The sequence below is a fragment of the Paenibacillus sp. J2R1T-4 genome, from assembly GCF_059692235.1.
Genome location: NZ_JCAUBA010000006.1, coordinates 81,838 through 101,867 on the forward strand (window position 1 = coordinate 81,838; position 20,030 = coordinate 101,867).

The 20,030-nt window shown below is 47.6% G+C and carries 16 protein-coding genes; all 16 read right to left on the reverse strand.

Features of this window, described 5'->3' with window-relative positions:
* Positions 1-14: 14 nt before the first annotated feature.
* Complete coding sequence (murD, locus tag AC58QD_RS12490; protein WP_497333596.1) at positions 15-1,475, reverse strand: UDP-N-acetylmuramoyl-L-alanine--D-glutamate ligase; 1,461 nt, start codon at positions 1,473-1,475, stop codon at positions 15-17.
* A 10-nt stretch (positions 1,476-1,485) separates the two neighbouring features.
* Positions 1,486-2,442: a phospho-N-acetylmuramoyl-pentapeptide-transferase gene (gene mraY, locus AC58QD_RS12495; protein ID WP_497333598.1), complete on the reverse strand. Its 957-nt coding sequence runs from the start codon at positions 2,440-2,442 to the stop codon at positions 1,486-1,488.
* A gap of 24 nt (positions 2,443-2,466) precedes the next feature.
* Positions 2,467-3,861, reverse strand: a complete 1,395-nt coding sequence (locus AC58QD_RS12500) for a UDP-N-acetylmuramoyl-tripeptide--D-alanyl-D-alanine ligase (protein WP_497333600.1) — start codon at positions 3,859-3,861, stop codon at positions 2,467-2,469.
* On the reverse strand, positions 3,858-5,348 hold the full coding sequence (locus AC58QD_RS12505) for a UDP-N-acetylmuramoyl-L-alanyl-D-glutamate--2,6-diaminopimelate ligase (protein WP_497333601.1): 1,491 nt from the start codon (positions 5,346-5,348) through the stop codon (positions 3,858-3,860). Before AC58QD_RS12505 ends, AC58QD_RS12500 begins: the two co-directional genes overlap by 4 nt.
* A gap of 84 nt (positions 5,349-5,432) precedes the next feature.
* Positions 5,433-7,361 (reverse strand): stage V sporulation protein D, encoded by a 1,929-nt coding sequence (locus AC58QD_RS12510; RefSeq protein WP_497333603.1) that lies wholly within the window; start codon positions 7,359-7,361, stop codon positions 5,433-5,435.
* Between the two features lie 129 nt (positions 7,362-7,490).
* Entirely contained in the window at positions 7,491-9,803 is a 2,313-nt protein-coding gene (locus tag AC58QD_RS12515; RefSeq protein ID WP_497333605.1) for a penicillin-binding transpeptidase domain-containing protein, read from the reverse strand.
* Between the two features lie 13 nt (positions 9,804-9,816).
* Positions 9,817-10,254 (reverse strand): cell division protein FtsL, encoded by a 438-nt coding sequence (gene ftsL / locus AC58QD_RS12520; protein WP_497333607.1) that lies wholly within the window; start codon positions 10,252-10,254, stop codon positions 9,817-9,819.
* 19 nt (positions 10,255-10,273) lie between these two features.
* Positions 10,274-11,239, reverse strand: coding sequence for a 16S rRNA (cytosine(1402)-N(4))-methyltransferase RsmH (rsmH, locus tag AC58QD_RS12525; RefSeq protein WP_497333609.1), 966 nt, complete (start codon positions 11,237-11,239; stop codon positions 10,274-10,276).
* 15 nt (positions 11,240-11,254) lie between these two features.
* Entirely contained in the window at positions 11,255-11,692 is a 438-nt protein-coding gene (mraZ, locus tag AC58QD_RS12530; RefSeq protein WP_497333611.1) for a division/cell wall cluster transcriptional repressor MraZ, read from the reverse strand.
* A 134-nt stretch (positions 11,693-11,826) separates the two neighbouring features.
* Positions 11,827-12,876: a DUF4349 domain-containing protein gene (locus tag AC58QD_RS12535; RefSeq protein WP_497333613.1), complete on the reverse strand. Its 1,050-nt coding sequence runs from the start codon at positions 12,874-12,876 to the stop codon at positions 11,827-11,829.
* Positions 12,877-13,052: 176 nt separating this feature from the next.
* Positions 13,053-14,315, reverse strand: a complete 1,263-nt coding sequence (locus AC58QD_RS12540) for an adenosylhomocysteinase (protein WP_497333615.1) — start codon at positions 14,313-14,315, stop codon at positions 13,053-13,055.
* 41 nt (positions 14,316-14,356) lie between these two features.
* Positions 14,357-15,991 (reverse strand): bacillithiol biosynthesis cysteine-adding enzyme BshC, encoded by a 1,635-nt coding sequence (gene bshC, locus AC58QD_RS12545; protein ID WP_497333617.1) that lies wholly within the window; start codon positions 15,989-15,991, stop codon positions 14,357-14,359.
* A gap of 163 nt (positions 15,992-16,154) precedes the next feature.
* Entirely contained in the window at positions 16,155-17,111 is a 957-nt protein-coding gene (locus AC58QD_RS12550; RefSeq protein ID WP_497333619.1) for an ABC transporter ATP-binding protein, read from the reverse strand.
* Positions 17,108-18,106, reverse strand: a complete 999-nt coding sequence (locus tag AC58QD_RS12555) for an ABC transporter ATP-binding protein (protein WP_497333621.1) — start codon at positions 18,104-18,106, stop codon at positions 17,108-17,110. The genes AC58QD_RS12550 and AC58QD_RS12555 overlap by 4 nt, the downstream gene beginning before the upstream one ends.
* A gap of 30 nt (positions 18,107-18,136) precedes the next feature.
* Entirely contained in the window at positions 18,137-19,081 is a 945-nt protein-coding gene (locus AC58QD_RS12560; protein WP_497333623.1) for an ABC transporter permease, read from the reverse strand.
* Positions 19,081-20,016, reverse strand: a complete 936-nt coding sequence (locus AC58QD_RS12565) for an ABC transporter permease (RefSeq protein ID WP_497333625.1) — start codon at positions 20,014-20,016, stop codon at positions 19,081-19,083. Before AC58QD_RS12565 ends, AC58QD_RS12560 begins: the two co-directional genes overlap by 1 nt.
* Between the last annotated feature and the right edge of the window lie 14 nt (positions 20,017-20,030).

Genomic DNA, 20,030 nt, shown 5'->3' on the forward strand with positions numbered 1-20,030 from the left:
TTCAATCCCCCCTACTATACAAGGTTATGCACCGACTGTTTAAAAATGCGTCCCCGTTCCTCGTAAGACTCGAACATGTCCCAACTGGCGCAGGCCGGTGATAACAGCACGACATCTCCGGAAGCCGCTAACTTATATGCTTCCTGGACTGCCGAATGTAAGGCATCGGCCGCGCTGTTAGCAGTATCGACCACTTTTACGTCGGAAATCCCCGCTTGAATAGCAACTTCAGCGATTTTCTCGCTTGTTTCCCCCAATGTAACAACGGCTTTCACATGTTTTTGGAAATAAGGCAGCAGATCCGAGTAGGAAGTCCCTCTATCCTTGCCTCCGGCTATGAGAACGATCGGCTGCTCGAACGACTCAAAGGCTATTATGGTAGCCAGAGAATTTGTTGCCTTGGAATTATTGTAGAAAGTGATACCGGCATGCTGCCGCACAAGCTCAAGCCTATGTTCAACTCCGCGGAATTTCCTAAGTGCTTCGGTTATGGCAGGCTGATTGGCCTTTGCAGCAAACGCAATCGCGATAGCTGCCAGAGCATTCTGCACGTTATGCTTGCCTGGGATGCCTAGCTCTAGTGCTTTAACGATGGGAGTTACTATTGATGCAGCATCTTCTTCGAGAACACGATCATCGCTTCCATGGGAAAATACGATTTCATGTGCTTCTGTGAGCCGCTCTCCGTCCTTCAGAGGCGGTTCCAGATAAATCCCTCTGCTAAGCCTCTCCTTGATCGAGAAGGGCCATAACTGCGCCTTAACGCCTCCACGCTCGATTAGCTCGCGGCACACAGCATCATCCCAATTCAACACGGCTGCATCTTCAGCAGTTTGGTTGGCAAAAAGCTTCAACTTAGACTGAACATAATCATCCATCGTGCCGTGATAATCGAGATGAGCCTCTGAGATGTTGAGCAGACAAGCTATTCGCGGTTTGAAATGACTGGTGCCCTTCAACTGAAAGCTGCTCAGCTCCACAACCATCCAATCCTCGGATGATGCTTCCTCGGCAGCTTCACATAGCGCACGTCCGATGTTCCCTGCAATGATCGGGGACAGTCCGGCTTCACGAAACATTTCCCCGACCCAAGTCGTCGTCGTTGTCTTTCCATTCGATCCGGTAATACCGATGATAGGCGCTTCACAGATCAGACTTGCTACTTCCACTTCCGTTACAATCTCAATCCCGAGACGCAGTGCTTCCTGAATAGGCGCAATCGAATAAGGAATCCCAGGATTCTTCACAACTAGCGAAATACCACGGTGGATCAACGTATCCGGATGTCCTCCGCATAGAACAGAAATACCCAGAGCCATTAGAGGTTCGGCTTCAGGGCATAGGTCAAGCGGTTTTTGATCGTTTACGGTGACTCGCGCACCGAACTGATGAAGCAGCTTCGCAACTGCAACACCGCTTCGGGCAAGGCCGAGAATCACAACTTCTTTCCCGGCATATTGTGATGGATGGTTCATTTGCTACACCTCATAAGTTAATAAGTGCCGCCCCTGCAAATACAAGGCCGACGAACCAGAATGTAAGAACGATTCTCCATTCAGACCACCCCACCAACTCGTAGTGATGGTGAATCGGGCTCATCTTGAATACGCGCTTCCCGCGTGTCTTGAACGAGATGACCTGAATAACAACGGACAGCATTTCAATCACGAATACTCCGCCAATAAGCAATATTAACAATTCAGATTTCGTAAGGATCGCAACAGCAGCTAATCCGCCTCCAATTCCTAACGAACCCGTATCCCCCATGAACACTTTAGCAGGATGTGCATTGAATACTAAGAATCCCAGGACAGCTCCAACCATTGCGGCCGAAAAAATAGCAGTCTCCATATTGGAATGCATCATTGCAATAACCGTATACGCTCCGAAAGCAATTGCACTTGTGCCTGCCAGCAATCCATCCAGGCCATCAGTGAAATTGACCGCATTGGACATTCCTAGCATCATGATCACCACAAACGGAACATACAGCCACCAGCCAACTGTCAGAGTCAGGTCAGTGAAAGGAATGCTTATATCTGTGTTATGACCGCCGCGGTATAACAAGTAACAGACGATTCCTGATATAAGCAACTGACCGACAAGCTTCTGCCGAGCTGTAAGACCAAGTGAACGTTTGAACAGGATCTTGATATAGTCGTCAAGAAACCCCACCAATCCATAGCCGAGCGAAGCAATGAGCAGTATGACAGCCTCAATTGTTTTATCGGAGAACCGCAAGAAAGCCAAGGAGAGGGCCAGCAGGATGATCGTGCCGCCCATTGTCGGTGTACCTGCTTTTTTCAAATGCCCTTGCGGTCCGTCTGAGCGTATTTGCTGACCGAATTTCAACCGTCTCAGCAGCGGGATAAATAGCGGCCCTGCGATCAGAGCAAGCACAAACGCAGCTCCCAGCGTAAACAGGATCACATTCAGTTCCATTTACCATCTCCTCCCTTTCTTAGATTAACTGGAAAGCTCCAATAATCCATTCACTACTTCTTCTAGTTTCATACCCCGTGAAGCCTTAACCAAAACAATATCCTCAGGTTGTGTAACACGTAATATTTCTCGGACAATCTCGGCCTTCGTCTCGAACCATTTCACCTTGCCTGGATGGAATCGTTTCTCAGCCGCTTTTACAAGTTCCCGCGATAATGGCCCGTAGGCGTATACATAATCCACCTGATCCGAGCTTAACAGTTTCCCGATTTCTTCGTGGTATTCGTTCTCCCTGTCTCCAAGCTCGAGCATATCACCCAACACAATAATTTTGTGCCGATAGCCTTCCAATTGCTGCAACAGCTCAATCGCCGCTTTTGTCGAAGTCGGGCTGGCATTGTAGGCATCATTCAGAATCGTCAAGCCTGATGGAGCGCGCAGCTGCTCAATTCGCATCCCGGTCAATCGAACGGACTTAAGTCCTTTCATTACATCCGCATCGCTAACACCCATATATTTCGAGACGGTAATGGCAGCCAGAGCATTAATAACATTATGTTGACCCAGTATGGGGATGTAATAACTTAATCCGTTCGCTGTTTCTATTGTAAAATGAGTCCCGAATTCATCCATCATCATCCCAGACGGATAAATATCACTGCTATCTGTTGAACCGAATCGATACCGCAGCATCCCTTCAGGCTTCGCAACCTGTGGAAGCAATTGTTCAATCAAGGGCTCATCGCCGTTATAGACGAACAATCCCCCTTCCTTGAGACCGCTTAAGATCTCAAGCTTCGCTCTAGTGATTTCCTCCCGTGATCCAAGCAATTGGATGTGGGATTCTCCAATATTCGTAACGATGGCTACTTCCGGAAGCGCCAATCGAGATAATAATTCTATCTCATATCTGGCTCGCATACCCATCTCTAGCACAACCATCTCGGTATCTTCAGAAACCTCCAGAAGGGTGAGCGGAAGACCGATATCCCCGTTCAAATTTCCAGACGTCTTGTGGACTTTATAGGTTGTTCTGAGCAAGGAAGCAAGCAAATCTTTCGTAGTTGTCTTACCATTGCTGCCCGTTATTCCTATTACTCTTACGTTAAGCTGTTTGCGATAGGCAAAAGCTAACCGCTGCAACGCCAAGAGAGCGTCATCCACGATGATGACAGGGAACCCTGTAGGCACCGGATGATGGTCTTCCTGCCAAAGAACAGCTGCTGCGCCTCGGCGAACCGCTTCTTCGGCGAAGTCATGGCCATCGAATTGCTCCCCAATAATGGGGATATAAAGATTGCCTGGTTGGATCGTACGAGTATCCTTGGACACCCCTGCAATGGACAATGCTTCATGCGTTCCGTTAGCATTCGTACCATTCACCATTTCTTGAATCTGTGAGAATGTTCGTCTAATCACTGGTCTCTTCCCCTTATCGCTTCTTGGGCGACCAATCGGTCGTCAAAATAAATCGCTGTTCCATTTATAATCTGGGTTGTCTCATGACCTTTTCCCGCAATTAATACTACATCGGTGGAGCTTGCCATTTCAATAGCCTTTTGAATCGCTTGCTTACGATCTTTTTCCAATATATAGGATTGTTTATTTACACCTTTTGCTTGAATGCCGGATTCAATATCATGTATGATCGCATCCGGATTCTCGGAACGGGGATTATCGGAAGTGACAATCACATAATCACTATATTGGGAAGCAATTCGACCCATTATTGGTCGTTTGGTGCGGTCCCGCTCCCCGCCGCAGCCGAAGACCGTGATAACTCTACCTTCCGCGAATTCCTTAACCGTTGTCAGAGCATTCTCCAATCCGTCAGGGGTATGCGCGTAATCGACAACTACTGCGTATTCCTGATCACTTCCATCCACTAACTCCATCCGGCCGGGAACGACGCGTACACGCTCCAGGCTTTCCTTGATGCGTTCCAGAGGGAATGCCTCCACTAACATGGCTGCAACTGCAGCAAGTGCGTTATACACATTGAACTTGCCAATCAGCCTCATGTGCACATCTGTTTCACCAGCAAATGTGTAAAGACGAAACGCGGTACCCTGTGCTGTGATCCTAATGTTAGCGGCATACACATCATGGACCGACTTAAGGCCGTAGGTAATCACTTGCGCAGCGGTAGTGGCCCTATAAGATTCCGATGCAGCATCGTCCCCGTTCAGAATGACGTACTGCCTTTTATCGGGATTTGCCTGATAAGCATTACTCATCCTTGCGAAGAATAATCCTTTGGATTCTTGATATCGTTCCATTGTGCCATGGAAATCCAGGTGATCCTGCGTCAGATTCGTGAATATGGCTGTTCGAAAATAACAACCCTTGACACGACCAAGCTCTAACGCATGACTGGAAACTTCCATTATACATGCATCGGTGTCTTTGTCTACCATCCGACTGAGATTATGTTGTAAATCTATAGCTTCCTGTGTAGTACGGACTGCTTCGGTCCACTCCTCACCGACTTTCATAGCAATCGTGCCCATAAGTCCAGTGCGCCAACCGCAATCACTTAACATTTGCTCAAGAATATAACTTGTCGTTGTCTTCCCATTCGTTCCGGTAATTCCTATCAACTTCATCTGTTCACTGGGATAACCGTAGAAATGAGCAGCCAATACAGCCATTGCGAGCCTAGCATCCTTCACAATCAGCATCGGCAAATCTACAGCTACCGGGCGCTCAACAACAAGGGCGGCTGCTCCTCGTTCTGCTGCCGCTGCAGCAAATTCGTGGCCATCATGGACCAGTCCAGGGATACAAAGGAACAAATCCCCAGAGGATACTTTGCGAGAGTCTGTCTGTATGCCCGTAATCTCTGTCGTGCCTTCTCCTTCAAGCTTGCATAACATTAGCAAGGAAGCCAGTTCACGCAGTTGCATTCCATTCTCCCCTTTGCGTATTGTCATAGAAGCAGATTATTACCCAACCTTATCTATTATAGACAAAAAGTTGTTTGGAAAGAATCAGTTATTCTCAGAGTTGGACAAATAAATACGGATCGTTGACCCTTTGTCCACACGTTGACCTGCTTTTGGAGCTTGACTAACTACTTGAGAGCCGCTTCCGAACTTCTCGAGTGTAAAATCGGCATTCATATCTTCATAAATATCAATTACCGTGCGGCCTACCAGATCTGGAACTTCTACGATCGGAGTTTCCCCATACCTGTAATCCTTCGGCACTTGGTCCTTGCTTGGTTCCACACCCATATAACGCAATGTGTCCCCCATAATATTACGCACAATAGGAGCTGCAATCAGACCTCCGAATTGTAACCCTTGTGGATCGTCAACCGCAATGTAGATGACAACCTTTGGGTTGTCGGCTGGCGCAAAGCCTACGAAGGATACTATATGCTCATCCGGGGAATAACGTCCGCCAATAACTTTCTGCGCTGTACCTGTCTTGCCGCCTACCCGATAGCCATCCAGAAACGCGTTTCGCCCCGTTCCTTTGGCCACGACACTTTCGAGCGCCTCCCGAACCGTCTTGGATGTAGACTCCGAGATTACCTGACGCACGAGCTCCGGCTCAACGGTCTCGACCGTCTGCCCTGTTTCCGGATTCACCCAAGCTTTGGCGACATGGGGCTTAAATAACTTGCCGCCATTAATAGCTGCCGAAACAGCCGCTATTTGTTGAATGGGAGTAACGGAGACACCTTGACCGAAAGCAGTGGTAGCTAACTCAACCGGTCCGACACGGGAAGGCTTGAACATAATCCCGTTCTCTTCCCCGCCAAGATCAATTCCTGTTTTCTTACCAAAGCCGAAATTGTAAATGTAATCGAACAGCTTTTCCTTACCTAGCCGCTGACCTAAGACCACAAAGCCCGGGTTGCAAGAGTTCTCTACAACTTGCAGGAAAGTCTGACTGCCGTGCCCGCCTCTCTTCCAACAACGAAGCTTAGCGCCTCCTACCTCAATGAATCCCGGATCGTAGAAGCTGTCATTCTTCAGATCCACCTTCTTCTCTTCTATTGCCGCTGCCAAAGTAATGATCTTGAACGTGGATCCAGGCTCATATGTCATCCAGATCGGCAGGTTACGATTATAAACCTCTGTCGGGTAGTCTCTGAAATTAGTCGGATCATACGTTGGTCGGCTGGACATGGCTAATATTTCACCTGTGTTCGGGTCCATCGCAATGCCTAGTACATGTTTCGCTTGAAACTGCAGCATGGCCTGATCGAGCTCCCGCTCCATGAAAGATTGAATCTGTTTGTCAATCGTCAATTGCAGGTTAAGTCCGTCTCTGGGCTTCATAAATTGATCTGATGAATTCGGCATTGTGCCGCCTCGCGCATCAGCCAGATATGCAATATTCCCTTGAATGCCGCTTAATTCTTTATTGAAGGACAGTTCAATGCCAGTTAACCCTTGATTATCAATTCCGGTAAATCCCATGATATGAGATGCGAACGATCCGAATGGATAATAGCGCTTGTTATCTTCCGCCACAATGATACCAGGCAATTTCAATTGTCGAACAGCTTCAGCCTTTTCTTCGGTGATTTTACGCCCGCCTGGATTGATCTTAATGATCTTTTCTTTTTTCGTTATAAATTCCTTGATGGATTCTTCGCCCATTTCCAAAATCCGCGACAGCTCTTTAGCCGCTGTATCCGCATCCTTCACTTGTGCCGGAATCGCCATAATGGATGGCGAGGTTACATTATAGGCTAACCGAACCCCGTTACGGTCCCAGAGCTCTCCCCGTTTGGCTGCAAAGGGAATATTCCTTCTCCAGGAATCTTCAGCCCGCTGAGCAAGCTCAGGACCTTTCCATAGCTGGACATACCCTAACCGAATGAGCAATGCCGCAAAAAGTATAGTGCAGATAATTAGTGCAAGAAACAACCGGCGTCGAACAGTTACGTTAGAAACTTTCACGACAGGACGTCCCCCTTCGCTTCGATTCGTCAAGCTTGAAACGTCTGATCCGTTAAACTTGTCTCAGACCTTTTCCTAACATGACTATTCGATTCATAAAAGGGATAGAACAAGCTGTCGTGTGCTCGTCTACGGTTTTTTCGTTGGAGTCGGGGTTGGCGTAATCTTGTTTGTTGACTTCGAGTTCGAATTTGAAGATTGCAGCGTCTGACTGCCCGATGTCCCGTTAGATGTCTTGCCTGTATTAGTAGCGGCTGCCGTTTGTTTGCCTGCTGCAGCTCCTTCTTGATTCTCGGTCCAAGGCTTGAGCTCCAGACTTATTCGCCTCTTCTCCCCTTCAACCGTGCCCGTCTGATTGACAACATACCCCTCACCGGAAGCTTGACATTCGGCCTTCATATACGAACAAAGCTCTAGTGCATCTCGTAAGGATCTGCCTCGCAGATCCGGGATTTCAGCTGCTTCAACTGGTTCGGTTAATAAATAAATTCGTTGGGAACTGCTAATTTCAGTGCCTGCCGCCGGAAATTGGGACATTATTTTAGCGCCGTTCCCGATCGTCTCATAATTAAGCTTCTGTGCACTCAATGTTTTCCTGGCGTCAGTAGCGGTCTGATTCATCATATCAGGCACAGAGAGTTTTTTCTCAACAGCAGTGCCTGCATCGGTCTTCACCTTAGCGGATACCCCTAAGTATCGCAAACTCTGGGTTACGATATCCTTGAATACCGGAATCGCTACTTTGCTACCCTCATGATAGTCGCCCCCCAGATCAGGCTCATCCGCGATTACGGCCACCAATATTTGTGGGTCTTCTACCGGTGCATAACCAATAAAGGAAATCAGCCATGTATCTTTAGAATATTGTCCATCTGTAACGATTTGTGCCGTCCCTGTCTTGCCTGCAACCCGGTAACCGTCAATAGCAGCGGATCGGCCTGTTCCAGCAACCTTATCGGAAACGACCTGCTCCAGGTACTCACTTACTTGCTTCGCTGTGCTCTCGGAAACGACCTGCCGCACAAATTGCGGTTGTTTCGCCTCGATTACCTCGCCGCTCTTGCTGTCCACTACGGATTTCACAATATAAGGCTTCATTAATTTGCCGCCATTGGCAATGGCCGCATAGGCCGCCACTTGCTGGATTGCAGTAACAGAAACCCCGCCTTGACCGTAAGTAGCAGTCGCATAGTCTACAGGGTATTGAAATTTGACCATTCCTTTAGCTTCACCAGGTAGATCAATGCCTGTTACCTCGCCAAATCCGAATTTCTTGATGTATTCCTTTAGCTTCTCTTCCTTTAATTTCTCATACCCCAGCTTGACAAAAGCAACGTTACTCGAACGTTTTAGTCCTTCCAGGTAAGTGATCTTTCCCCAGCCGGATCCGTTGTGGTCGCTTAACGTGCGGCCAGGAACCGAAATGGAGCCCGATTGGAACACTTCGTTCGGGTTGAAAATCCCTTCTTCTACGGCACCCGCCAATGTAACCAGCTTAAAGGTAGAGCCCGGTTCGTATTGGGAGGCAATCGCATGATTGTAGAAATCTTTCTGATCCTTCGTTTCCCAATACTTCGCTGGATTGAAGTTAGGGTAATTCGCTATTGCCAATATTTCCATCGTTTTTGGATTAACGGCAATGGCTGACATGCTCTTCGGTTTGAACTGCACAAAAGCCTTCTCCATTGCATTTTCCATATAAGACTGAATCTGTTGATCAATCGTAAGTTGAATCGATTTGCCGTCTACAGCAGGTTCATAGCTTGTTTTGGCATCAGGCAGCTCGTATCCCATCCGATCCTTCTCGGTTATAATCCGTCCTGCCTTCCCGCTAAGAAGTTCATTGTTTTTGCTTTCCAGACCCCCGACTGCTTTCCCGTTCTTATCGTAATAACCTAATATATGAGAAGCCATCTGATTGGAAGGATAGTAACGCTTCGCGGATTCCTCGAGACTGATTCCTTTGGTCGATAAATTTTTACGATTGTCGTTCGGCTTCTCCATTTTGAAATAGTCCATGATCTCATCCGCCTGATCGTTATCAATCTTCCAACCCTCACTGCGGACTTCTACCCAAGTAAAAAACTCCCCTTTTTCTTTCTTTTTTGTAACCATTTCCATTATTTCTTGCTCGGGCTTCCCAATGATGGAAGATAATCCGCGTGCGATTTCACGCTCCGTGCCCAGCACATTAATGACTTTGGGATTAACAATAACCGTGTAGGAAGGGCCATCCTCAGCCAGGATATGATTGTTGCGATCCAGAATGGAACCGCGCACCGGTTGAAGCACTTTGTCCTTCTCCCACATCTCCTGGGCTCTTTCCATCAGGTCCGTAGCGCCCACTACTTGCATAAAATACATTTTAGATATGAGTACAACAAAAAATAGGGTGAAAACTCCCCCTATCCATAAGGTGCGCAGCTTCGTTTTTTTTGTCATCGGCCCGACCTCTCTATTCGGTTTTCATTGCAACGGGCGTCTTCCCAGAGGAAGGATCTGCCTTCTTGGTTGCAATTGAATTCGATTGGGTTACTTGATTGACTTGATTCTCATGCGGTCCCAACCCATATTGATTAGCCAAATCCTGAAGACGTTTAGGATCCTGGGCTTTACTGATTTCAAGCTTAAGCTTGTTATTCTCAACTTGCAAAGTCTTGACTTCCTTCTCTATCATTTGAATCCGAGTATTCATCTCATAGATTTGTGCATAACGCCATATAATGACGCTCGCGACAACTACACATATAAGTACAGTGAATAAATACAATAACTTCTCCTGAACAGGGATTGGCCTCTTCCGATATACGATCTTCTTCGTTTCCTTTACTTGCGGCTTGCGATTGTCCTTATTCGGTTCTAACGCCAAATTCCCATGTATGTATGCAGACACGCTCTTATTACCTCCTTCGTTAAATCACTTCGATTTTTTCAGCAATTCTTAGTTTCGATGATCGAGCCCTTGGGTTTACTTCCAATTCATCATCTGTAGGTACGAGCGGTTTCCGATTCACTAGCCGCAGCGTCCCGTTCGTGTTCCCGCACACACACATCGGAAAATCAGTTGGACATGTGCATTTCCCTACATATTTAGCAAAGGTCTGTTTGCAGATTCGGTCTTCCAACGAGTGAAAAGTGATTACTGCAGCTCTTCCATTGGGTGCCAAGCAGCGAATAGCCTGCTCCAGTGCATCCTCGAATGCTCCAAGCTCATCATTAACGGCGATCCTTAACGCTTGAAAGCTGCGTTTGGCCGGATGGCCGCCTGTACGACGTGTTGCGGCAGGAATGCCCTGCTTCACAAGCTCAGCCAATTGGCCTGTAGTCGTGATCGGTTCATTCTCCCGGGCCGAAATTATCGTTCTGGCGATACGACGGGCGAATTTCTCCTCCCCGTATTCTTGCAGAATTCGCGCGATTTGCTGTTCGCTCCATTCATTCACGATGATCTTGGCCGTTAATGGCTCGTTACGGTCCATTCTCATATCTAACTCGGCGTCTTGGTTGTAACTGAATCCCCGATCGGCGTCGTCAAATTGAGGAGAGGATACACCCAGGTCAAACAATATTCCATCCACTTGCGGCAGCCCTTCTGCATTAGTGGGGACAGAGAGCTTACTGAGCTCTTGTTGTAAATGGCGAAAGTTAGAGCGGACTAATGTAACACGGTCCATATAAGCATCTAAAGTATTCCTCGCGTGGGTTAACGCGGTATCATCCTGATCGAAGGCGATTAATCTGCCGCGTTCGTTCAATCGGGACGCAATTAACGCGCTGTGTCCTGCTCCTCCTAACGTGCAATCCACATAGATGCCGTCAGGCTTCACATTCAAGCCGTCCACGGATTCTTCCTTTAAAACTGTTATATGGTGAAACATAGATGATGTCCTCCGCTATAAATCAAAGTTGAAGTCTACCAGCTTCTCGGCAATTTCGTTAAATGACGATTCAGACTGTTTAAAATAGCTTTCCCAAACTTGCTTGCTCCAAATCTCAACTCGATTGGAAACACCAAGAACGACACAATCTTTCTCGAGTTTGGCATATTCGCAAAGTGTATTGGGAATGTTGATGCGCCCCTGCTTATCCAATTCGCATTCCGTTGCACCGGAGAAAAAAAACCGTGTAAAAGCGCGAGCATCAGACTTCATAAGCGGCAGTGCCTTTAACTTCTGTTCGAGAATCGCCCATTCTTCCTTAGGGTAAACGAACAAACAATTATCAAGCCCGCGGGTTACTACGAATTCGGGTCCAAGAGCGTCACGGAACTTGGCAGGAATGATCATTCGACCCTTTTCGTCGACAGAATGCTGATATTCCCCCATGAACATCCGTACTCGCCCCCTTTCTCTCCACTTTCACCCACTTTTCACCACTGCTTTGAACAAATTCGCCACAACAACAAGAAATCCTGCTTTTGAGGGCAGGATTTCTTAAAAAAGTTTATGTGGTTAAAAGCATTATTTCACTTTGAAGGTTCGTTTTCTGCCGAAAGAGCCAGGGCATTCTCTTGTCTCAGCTGCTGTGCGCGCTGTTGTTGTGCGGCCAGATCGCGTCTTCTCTTGCGGAGCCAGAACAGCACAGGGATTCCAGCGATAGAAAGCACTACAAGCACAGGCAGCGCTCCTGCAGCGAACAGCAGCAAGGCTTGCAGTACGTTGAATATAACGGCAGTGCTTGAGACGGCAGCATGTTTAATCTGATTAACAAATGTATCCGCCGGCTCGTTTTGCTTCTTAGCCCCTTCCAATTTCTGATACAATCTAATCTCAACCGTCGAGAAATCCACATTTTGCTCCAAATAAGTCATTCGGCCCTTAATCTTCTCAATCTCTTCTTGTACTTTAGCAAGTTCATTGGAGAAGCTGATTAGCTCCTCTGTCTTGGCTGATTTACTTAGAAAGTCTAAATACCTGGCTTCCACTACTTGTTTTGCCTTTAATCTTGCTGTCAAATCGACGAATTCCTCGGTCACATCCTGCCCTTGAATGTTTTGTTGAATAGTCTTGGGTTTCATCTGTTCAAGTGTGGTAATAAATTGGGTAAATCCGGATGCTGGAACTTTCACGGTTAAGGTCCCGCTCTGTTCATACGCGGTCCGATTCTCAGAGAATTGCACAAGGTAACCGCCCGCTAACATCGTCTGGTTCTTGATCTCCGATTGAGCATCCCCATAATTCAACACTTCCATCGTAACATTAGCTTTATAAATGATTTTCCGATCATAGCTTCCTGCGCTGTTTGTCAGCGACATCCCATTGGGCTTAACGGGTGATGTAGCTGCTGAGGATGTTGCGCTCTCTGTTTTGGCTTTTCCATCTGATCCTGAAGCTGCAGCTATGCTCTGAGGAGCGGAGGCAGCAGAATCGTTCATCTTCTGATTATTGAGTGATTCTGCTGAATCTTTATTGCCGCTGCTGCAGCCTACTGATGAGATAATAATCAGTAATGTCGTAAAAGCAAGAATAACTCCCCGCCTCCAGCTCCTTGCCCACTTTCTCGATTGGCTTGTCATGATTATACCGTGCCCCCTTCAAGCTGCTAATCGCTTTTGTAACCGTCTACACAACCAGACGCAATTTCCAGCCACTGGGTTGCAAGTTATTGGAAAAATCAATAAAAAAATCCCCTTCCGACCAAAAAGGTCGGAACGGGGATGTTATCATGCTTGGTTAAGGAAGAGCGGGCTTCTTAGTGCTCTGCCCAGCTATCCAAGTATGACTTCTGCTCACTCGTCAAATTATCGATACCCATGCCAAGGGATTGCAGCTTGAAGCGGGCAACTTGCTCGTCCAGCTCGTAAGGCACGTTAACAACCTTGTTACCGATTGCTTCGTACTGATCATTCACAAATTTAAGAGACATGGCTTGAAGAGCGAACGTCATATCCATAATCTCAGCCGGGTGTCCATCACCAGCAGCCAGATTAACAAGGCGGCCTTCTGCCAGTACATAGATCAAGCGGCCATCTTTGAGCGCGTATTCCTGGATATTGCGGCGAACGGTACGCATGGATGAGCTTCTGGATTCCAATTCTGGTTTATTCACTTCTACATCGAAATGACCTGCGTTGGAAAGAATGGCGCCATCCTTCATTACATCATAGTGCTCTCCGCGAATAATATCCCGGTTGCCTGTTACGGTTACGAAGAAATCTCCCAGCTTGGCTGCTTCCACCATAGGCATTACAGCAAAACCGTCCATATAAGCTTCAACAGCCTTAATCGCATCAATCTCGGTTACGATAACATTTGCGCCAAGACCTTTGGCACGCATTGCTACACCCTTACCGCACCAGCCGTAACCTGCAACAACAACTGTTTTACCAGCAACTACAAGGTTGGTTGTGCGATTAATTCCATCCCATACGGATTGACCTGTACCATAACGGTTATCGAACAAGTATTTGCAGAAGGCATCATTAACTGCAACCATCGGGAACTTCAATTGGCCTTCCTTCTCAAGCGCCTTCAACCGCAGAATCCCGGTTGTGGTCTCTTCCGCGCCGCCTCTTACTTGAGCCAATAAGTCTTGACGCTCAGAGTGAAGAATCGTAACCAAGTCACCGCCGTCATCAATGATGAGGTCAGGCTTCGTTTCAAGAGCATGAATCAGCAATTCCTTGTACTCCTCAGGAGACGGGTTGTACTTGGCGAATACTGTTATTCCATCTTCCACAAGCGCCGCACAAACATCGTCTTGTGTGGAGAGAGGGTTGCTCCCGGTAATCGTTACTTCTGCTCCGCCTGCTTGAACTACTTTTGCCAAGTAGGCTGTCTTGGCTTCCAAGTGCAAGGATATCGCTACTTTTAATCCTTTGAACGGCTGTTCTTTCTCGAACTGCTCACGAATTCGGTTCAGAACCGGCATATGGGCTCTTACCCAATCGATCTTCAAATGACCTTCTGGTGCTGAGGATGGATCTGCGATAATGCTTCTTTCTTTGGCTGTCATTTGTGTGTTGCCTCCTTATAATGATGAATCATTAAAATTGGTTAAAACGATACAATGCGATGGTTGCCGTTCGGCTGCATAGGTGTGGTGATTAGCTCTTTCAACCAGCCGTCGCCATACTTGACGAAGTAAGCCAATGCGTTGAACACTCTTTCCTGAGGTTTAGCTTGAGGATACAGTGACACGCGAAGTCTCTCCCAATGACGAAGAGCAGATTCAAACTGAGATTCAAAGGCTTCGTTAGAGCGAGACTCGAGGAATTCAATCTGCTCCACAATCTTAGCCATATTCGTTTCCCCCAGCTTACGCATTCCGGGATTAATGGTACCAACCCGATCAATAACAGGCTTGTACAAATCGGCGAATTGAAGCTTGATCTCGGCAAATGTCTCACTAAGCTGCAGCGAGCCTTGACTGTCCAGCCACTCCTGCTTCTTGCGATCAAAGTGCAAGATAATATCCTCGAACGTAAGCCCATATTTGCCCATCTGCTTCTGGAGCGTTCCTTCCACTAGTGAGAACTCCATCCGCGGCTCAAGAATTGGCATTTGCATACCCACATACTCAAACGCATTCTTCAGTACACCCCAGTATGCAATCTCCGAGGTACCGAGGACGACGGAAAGAACAGGCAGCATATAATCTTGCATAAGCGGACGTGTCATTACATTATTGCTGAGCTTCTCGGGCCGAGTGCTAGCAATAGTAATAAGCTCCTCACGGGTCAGCTTCAGCTCGCCTCGTTTGTCTGAGTAGTTGCCATCGTTGTCGACTTGCAACAGCAGACGTTCTCCGTTTTGTAGGAAGAACAAATTCGCTTGCTCCGAGCGTACCTCAGCTTGAGGCGTGAAACCCAGGTGCTGCAATTCAGTTTGGCTGTTAAGCAGAACTGTATTCAATTCTCGTTCCTTCTCAGCAAGCTCCTTGAACATAGGGGCTTCCAATCGTCTCCATGAAGGATCAGCAGAATCAATGAGAACGAGACCATACGAACCGAACCATTGCGCCATTAAGCGTGCAAAGCTATCCGTAAGCGAGGAGGAGTTCAGACAGGCCTCCTTGACTTGCTCCATCAAACTAGCCTTGAATTCCGTGTTCATCAGGGAAGCCTCTAACTGCTCCAACACTTCCTGCCACTCTTCTTGAGATATGGAGACCGAACTGACTGGTCCTCTTTTCTCCGGAACTGTCGCTAGTTTGATTTTATGGATAGAAAGCGAATCCGTCAATACATTCACTTGATTCACTTCATCCAGATCATGATCTTCTCCCGCAATCCAGAATACTGGAACTACTCGTCTGTTCAATTGCTCAGAGGCGAATCTCGCTGTCTGAAGCACCGTAATAGCCTTGAAAATCACCAACAACGGTCCAGTGAACAGTCCTGCTTGCTGCCCTCCAACTACGACAAGTGTTCGTGGATCCTGCAGCGCATCGATTGCTTCCATAGCCTCTGGTGCATTGCCGACAGCTTGATTGTAGTCCCGAAGGACACGAGCCAGCTTGCCGCGGTCTAATGACGGTCTGAAATCGCGGTCTAACCATTCGGCTCGAGCAGCGAATTTATTCGGATCATGGGGATTGTAAGTGTACAGGGAGCTCACAGAATCGAAAGACTCTATGTAATTCCGGGCCAGTGGCTGATTCGGTAGCCAAGGGTATTCTTCGATTCTCATGCATGGCCCTCCTTGTTGGTCAAAGTAGCATACACGGTGCAATATGTATTTTGTCACCATTTCCGATTTTACATCTATGAGCAGGATTCGTCAAAAGCATATGCAATCCGCTGCTTCATGCGACAAGAAAGACCGGCCCCACAGGAGCCGGCCATAAAGTAAATCAAGCAAAGTGACAAGCAGTCCAGTGTCCAGGCCTTGTCTCTACCAAAGGCGGTTCGACGGCCGCGCATTTCTCAGAGGCAAGCGGACATCTCGTACGGAAATGACAACCGCTTGGAGGATTGACCGGACTTGGCAGGTCTCCCTTTAGCACGATACGTTCGCGTGTGGCTTCGACCTCCGGATCCGGAATCGGAATGGCGGACAGCAACGCCTTTGTGTAAGGATGACTCGGATTCGCATACAGCTCGCCGCTCTCTGCGATCTCGACGACTTTTCCCAGATACATAACCGCGACGCGGTCACTGATATGCTTCACCATGGACAAGTCATGGGCGATGAACAAATACGTCAAGCCCATCTTGCTCTGCAATTCCTGCAGCAAGTTCACCACTTGCGCTTGAATAGAAACGTCAAGCGCGGAGATTGGTTCATCGCAGATGATGAACTTAGGATCAACAGCAAGCGCACGGGCTATACCGATCCGTTGACGTTGTCCGCCCGAGAATTCGTGCGGGTAACGCGTCACGTGATCGGGGTTCAAGCCGACCAGATCGAGCAGGTCTTCAATGCGGCGCTTACGCTCCGCTTTGCTATGCACTAGCTTATGCACATCAAGCGCTTCTCCGATGATATCAGAGATCGTCATCCGCGGATTAAGAGACGCATAGGGATCCTGGAAGATCATCTGCATCTCGCGGCGGAGCGCCTTCATCTTGGAACCAGACAAGGAATAAATATTCGTTCCATTGAAGTTGACAGAACCCTCTGTCGGTTCATACAGGCGAAGGATCGTTCTTCCAGCTGTTGACTTCCCGCAACCAGACTCTCCAACCACCCCAAGGGTCTCCCCTTGTTTAATGTCCAGACTTATATCATTGACAGCCTTCAGCGACTGGCCTTTTCCAATATTGAAATATTTCTTTAAATTACGAATTTCAATCAGGTTACGACTCATTTCGCCACCTCCTGAGCCTGAGCAAGCGGGTGAGCCATCCAGCAACGGGCTGTCTGGGTGTCACTGAAACGAGTAGCCTCCGGATCAATACTTAAGCACACTTCCATCGCTTCACTGCAGCGAGCGGCGAATGCACAGCCCACTGGCGGTTTAATGAGGTCAGGAGGTGTTCCGAGAATAGGGATCAACGGTTCCTCTTTCCTCTGATCCAGACGCGGGATAGACCGTAACAAGCCCTTTGTATAAGGATGTTTGGGATTCTTGAATATTTCCATCTTCGTCCCTGTCTCCACCACTTTACCTGCGTACATTACGATTACACGGTCACACATATCCGCGACAACGCCAAGATCATGGGTAATCAGGATGATGGATGTCCCCATATCTTGCTGCAAGTTCTTCATCAATCTCAGAATTTGCGCCTGAATGGTTACGTCAAGAGCCGTAGTAGGCTCGTCAGCAATAAGTAGAGCAGGATTACAAGCTAAAGCAATCGCGATCATCACCCGTTGACGCATACCGCCGGAGAACTCATGCGGGTACTGCTTCACTCGATCTTCCGGATTAGGTATTCCAACGAGGCCAAGCATTTCGATCGCTTTTCGCTTAGCTGCATTAGCAGACAAATTCTGATGCTTCATTAGACCTTCAGAAATTTGTTTACCAACGGTCATAGTAGGATTGAGGGAAGTCATTGGATCTTGGAAGATCATGCCGATCTCTTTGCCTCGAACTCCTTGCATTTGCTGCTCGGTTTTCTTCAGCAGATCCTGGCCCAAAAAGTTGATTGACCCTCCCTTAATCATGCTGGGAGGAGATGGGATAAGACGCATAATCGTTTGAGCCGTCACGCTTTTACCGCAACCGGACTCACCAACAATTCCGACTGCTTCTCCCTTGTTCACATGAAAACTGACGCCGCGCACAGCCTGTACTTCTCCCCCGTGAACGCGGAACGAAACCCGTAAGTCCTGCACATCCAATATTTTTTCCATTGCAGGTTCCTCCTTCCCAAATCGTCTAGCTTATTTCTTCATCTTCGGATCGAATGCATCACGCAAACCGTCTCCGAATACGTTAAAGGCAAACATGGTCAAGCTAATAAATCCTGCAGGGAAAATCATTCGCCAAGGGTATACATCCCAAGCCGAGATGGCGTCTGATATCATCGTTCCCCATGATGCGGCCGGCGAGCTTACACCGAGACCGAGAAAGCTTAGGAAAGCTTCAGCGAATATAGCAGACGGTACCGTCAACGTTAAGGTAACGATGATCGGACCTGATGCATTCGGAATCAGATGACGGAACAGAATGCGTGACATGCCTGCACCCAAAGAACGAGAGGCTAATACATACTCTTGATTCTTCAATTGCATAATTTGTCCACGTACAATCCAAGCCATATTAATCCATCCCGTAATGGTTAAGGCCAGAATGATAGTCATCATACTAGGTTCGAATACTACAACCATCAGAATTACGATCAGGAGGTAAGGAATCGCATAAAGGACCTCAGAAATTCGGCTCATTACTTCATCCGTACGTCCCCCGAAGTAGCCCATAATACCGCCGTAGATTACACCAACGATCAAGTCAATCAGCGCCGCGAACAAGCCTACTTGCAGAGAGATCGAAGCTCCCATCCAAGTTCGGGCGAACATATCTCGTCCAAGATCATCCGTACCGAACCAGTGCTCCTTAGAAGGCGGTTGATTCGTCTGATCCAGATTATTGGAGAAATAATCGTGCGGCGTCATCATCTGTCCAAATGCGGCCATGAATGCAAGGATAATAAGAATAGCAAGACCAATCATGGCAAGCCGGTTAGACTTGAGACGCAGCCAGGCGTCTTTCCATGAAGATAAGCTTGGTCGAACAATTTTGTCGCCTGCCGCTTCATCCCGGTTCAGCTTACGAAAATTCGATGGCTTCAAATGATCTGCGGAGAGTTGTTTGTTACGATCAGCCATTATGCCTTCTCCTTTCCGCCGGTCAACTTCATACGAGGATCTACGAATACGTAAGCAACATCTGTTAAGAAACGAGCAGACATCAGAATAACGCCGTAGAACAAGGTTAAGCCCATAATTAATGTATAATCTCGATTCCCGACACTTTCGACGAAATGCTTGCCTAATCCGGGAATACCAAATATTTTCTCAATAACGACTGATCCTGTAATTACACCGGTTGTTAAAGGTCCCAAATAAGTAATAACAGGAAGAATCGCGTTTCTTAATGCATGACGCACCGTTATAACGAAACCTGTCAGCCCTTTTGACTTAGCTGTTTTGATATAGTCGGAATTCATGACCTCAAGCATATTCGAGCGCGTCAGACGGGCAATAAAAGCAATCGGAGCAAATGATAAGGCTAGCGTGGGCAGCACGTAATCGAAAGGATCATTCAAGCCTGCCACATCGAAGAAATGCAGCTTAGCGGCAAACACGAATTGCAGCAAAGTTGCCATTACAAAGCTAGGTACCGATACGCCCAACACAGCAATGATCATGGCCAGGTTGTCCAAAAACTTGCGATGACGCAACGCAGCGACTGTACCTAATGTGACACCTGCAGATACCGCGAACAAGATTGCGCACAACCCCAAGCGTAAGGAGTTACCAAAAGAGCCTTCTACGATCCCATTAACCGTTCGGCCCTGCCATTTCATAGAAACACCTAAATCCAAAGTTATAACTTGCTTAATATAATTCAAGTACTGAACCATAATGGGTTTGTCCAGTCCATAATAAGCCATCAGATTAGCTCTAATTTCTGGAGAGGGCATCTTTTCCGACATAAAAGGGTCCCCAGGAATAGCCTTCATCAGAAAAAAAGTGGCTGTCGCCAGTACAAACAAAGAAACGAGAACAAACAGCAGCTTTCGCAACAAGAAGCGAATCACCGCAGCACCTCCTA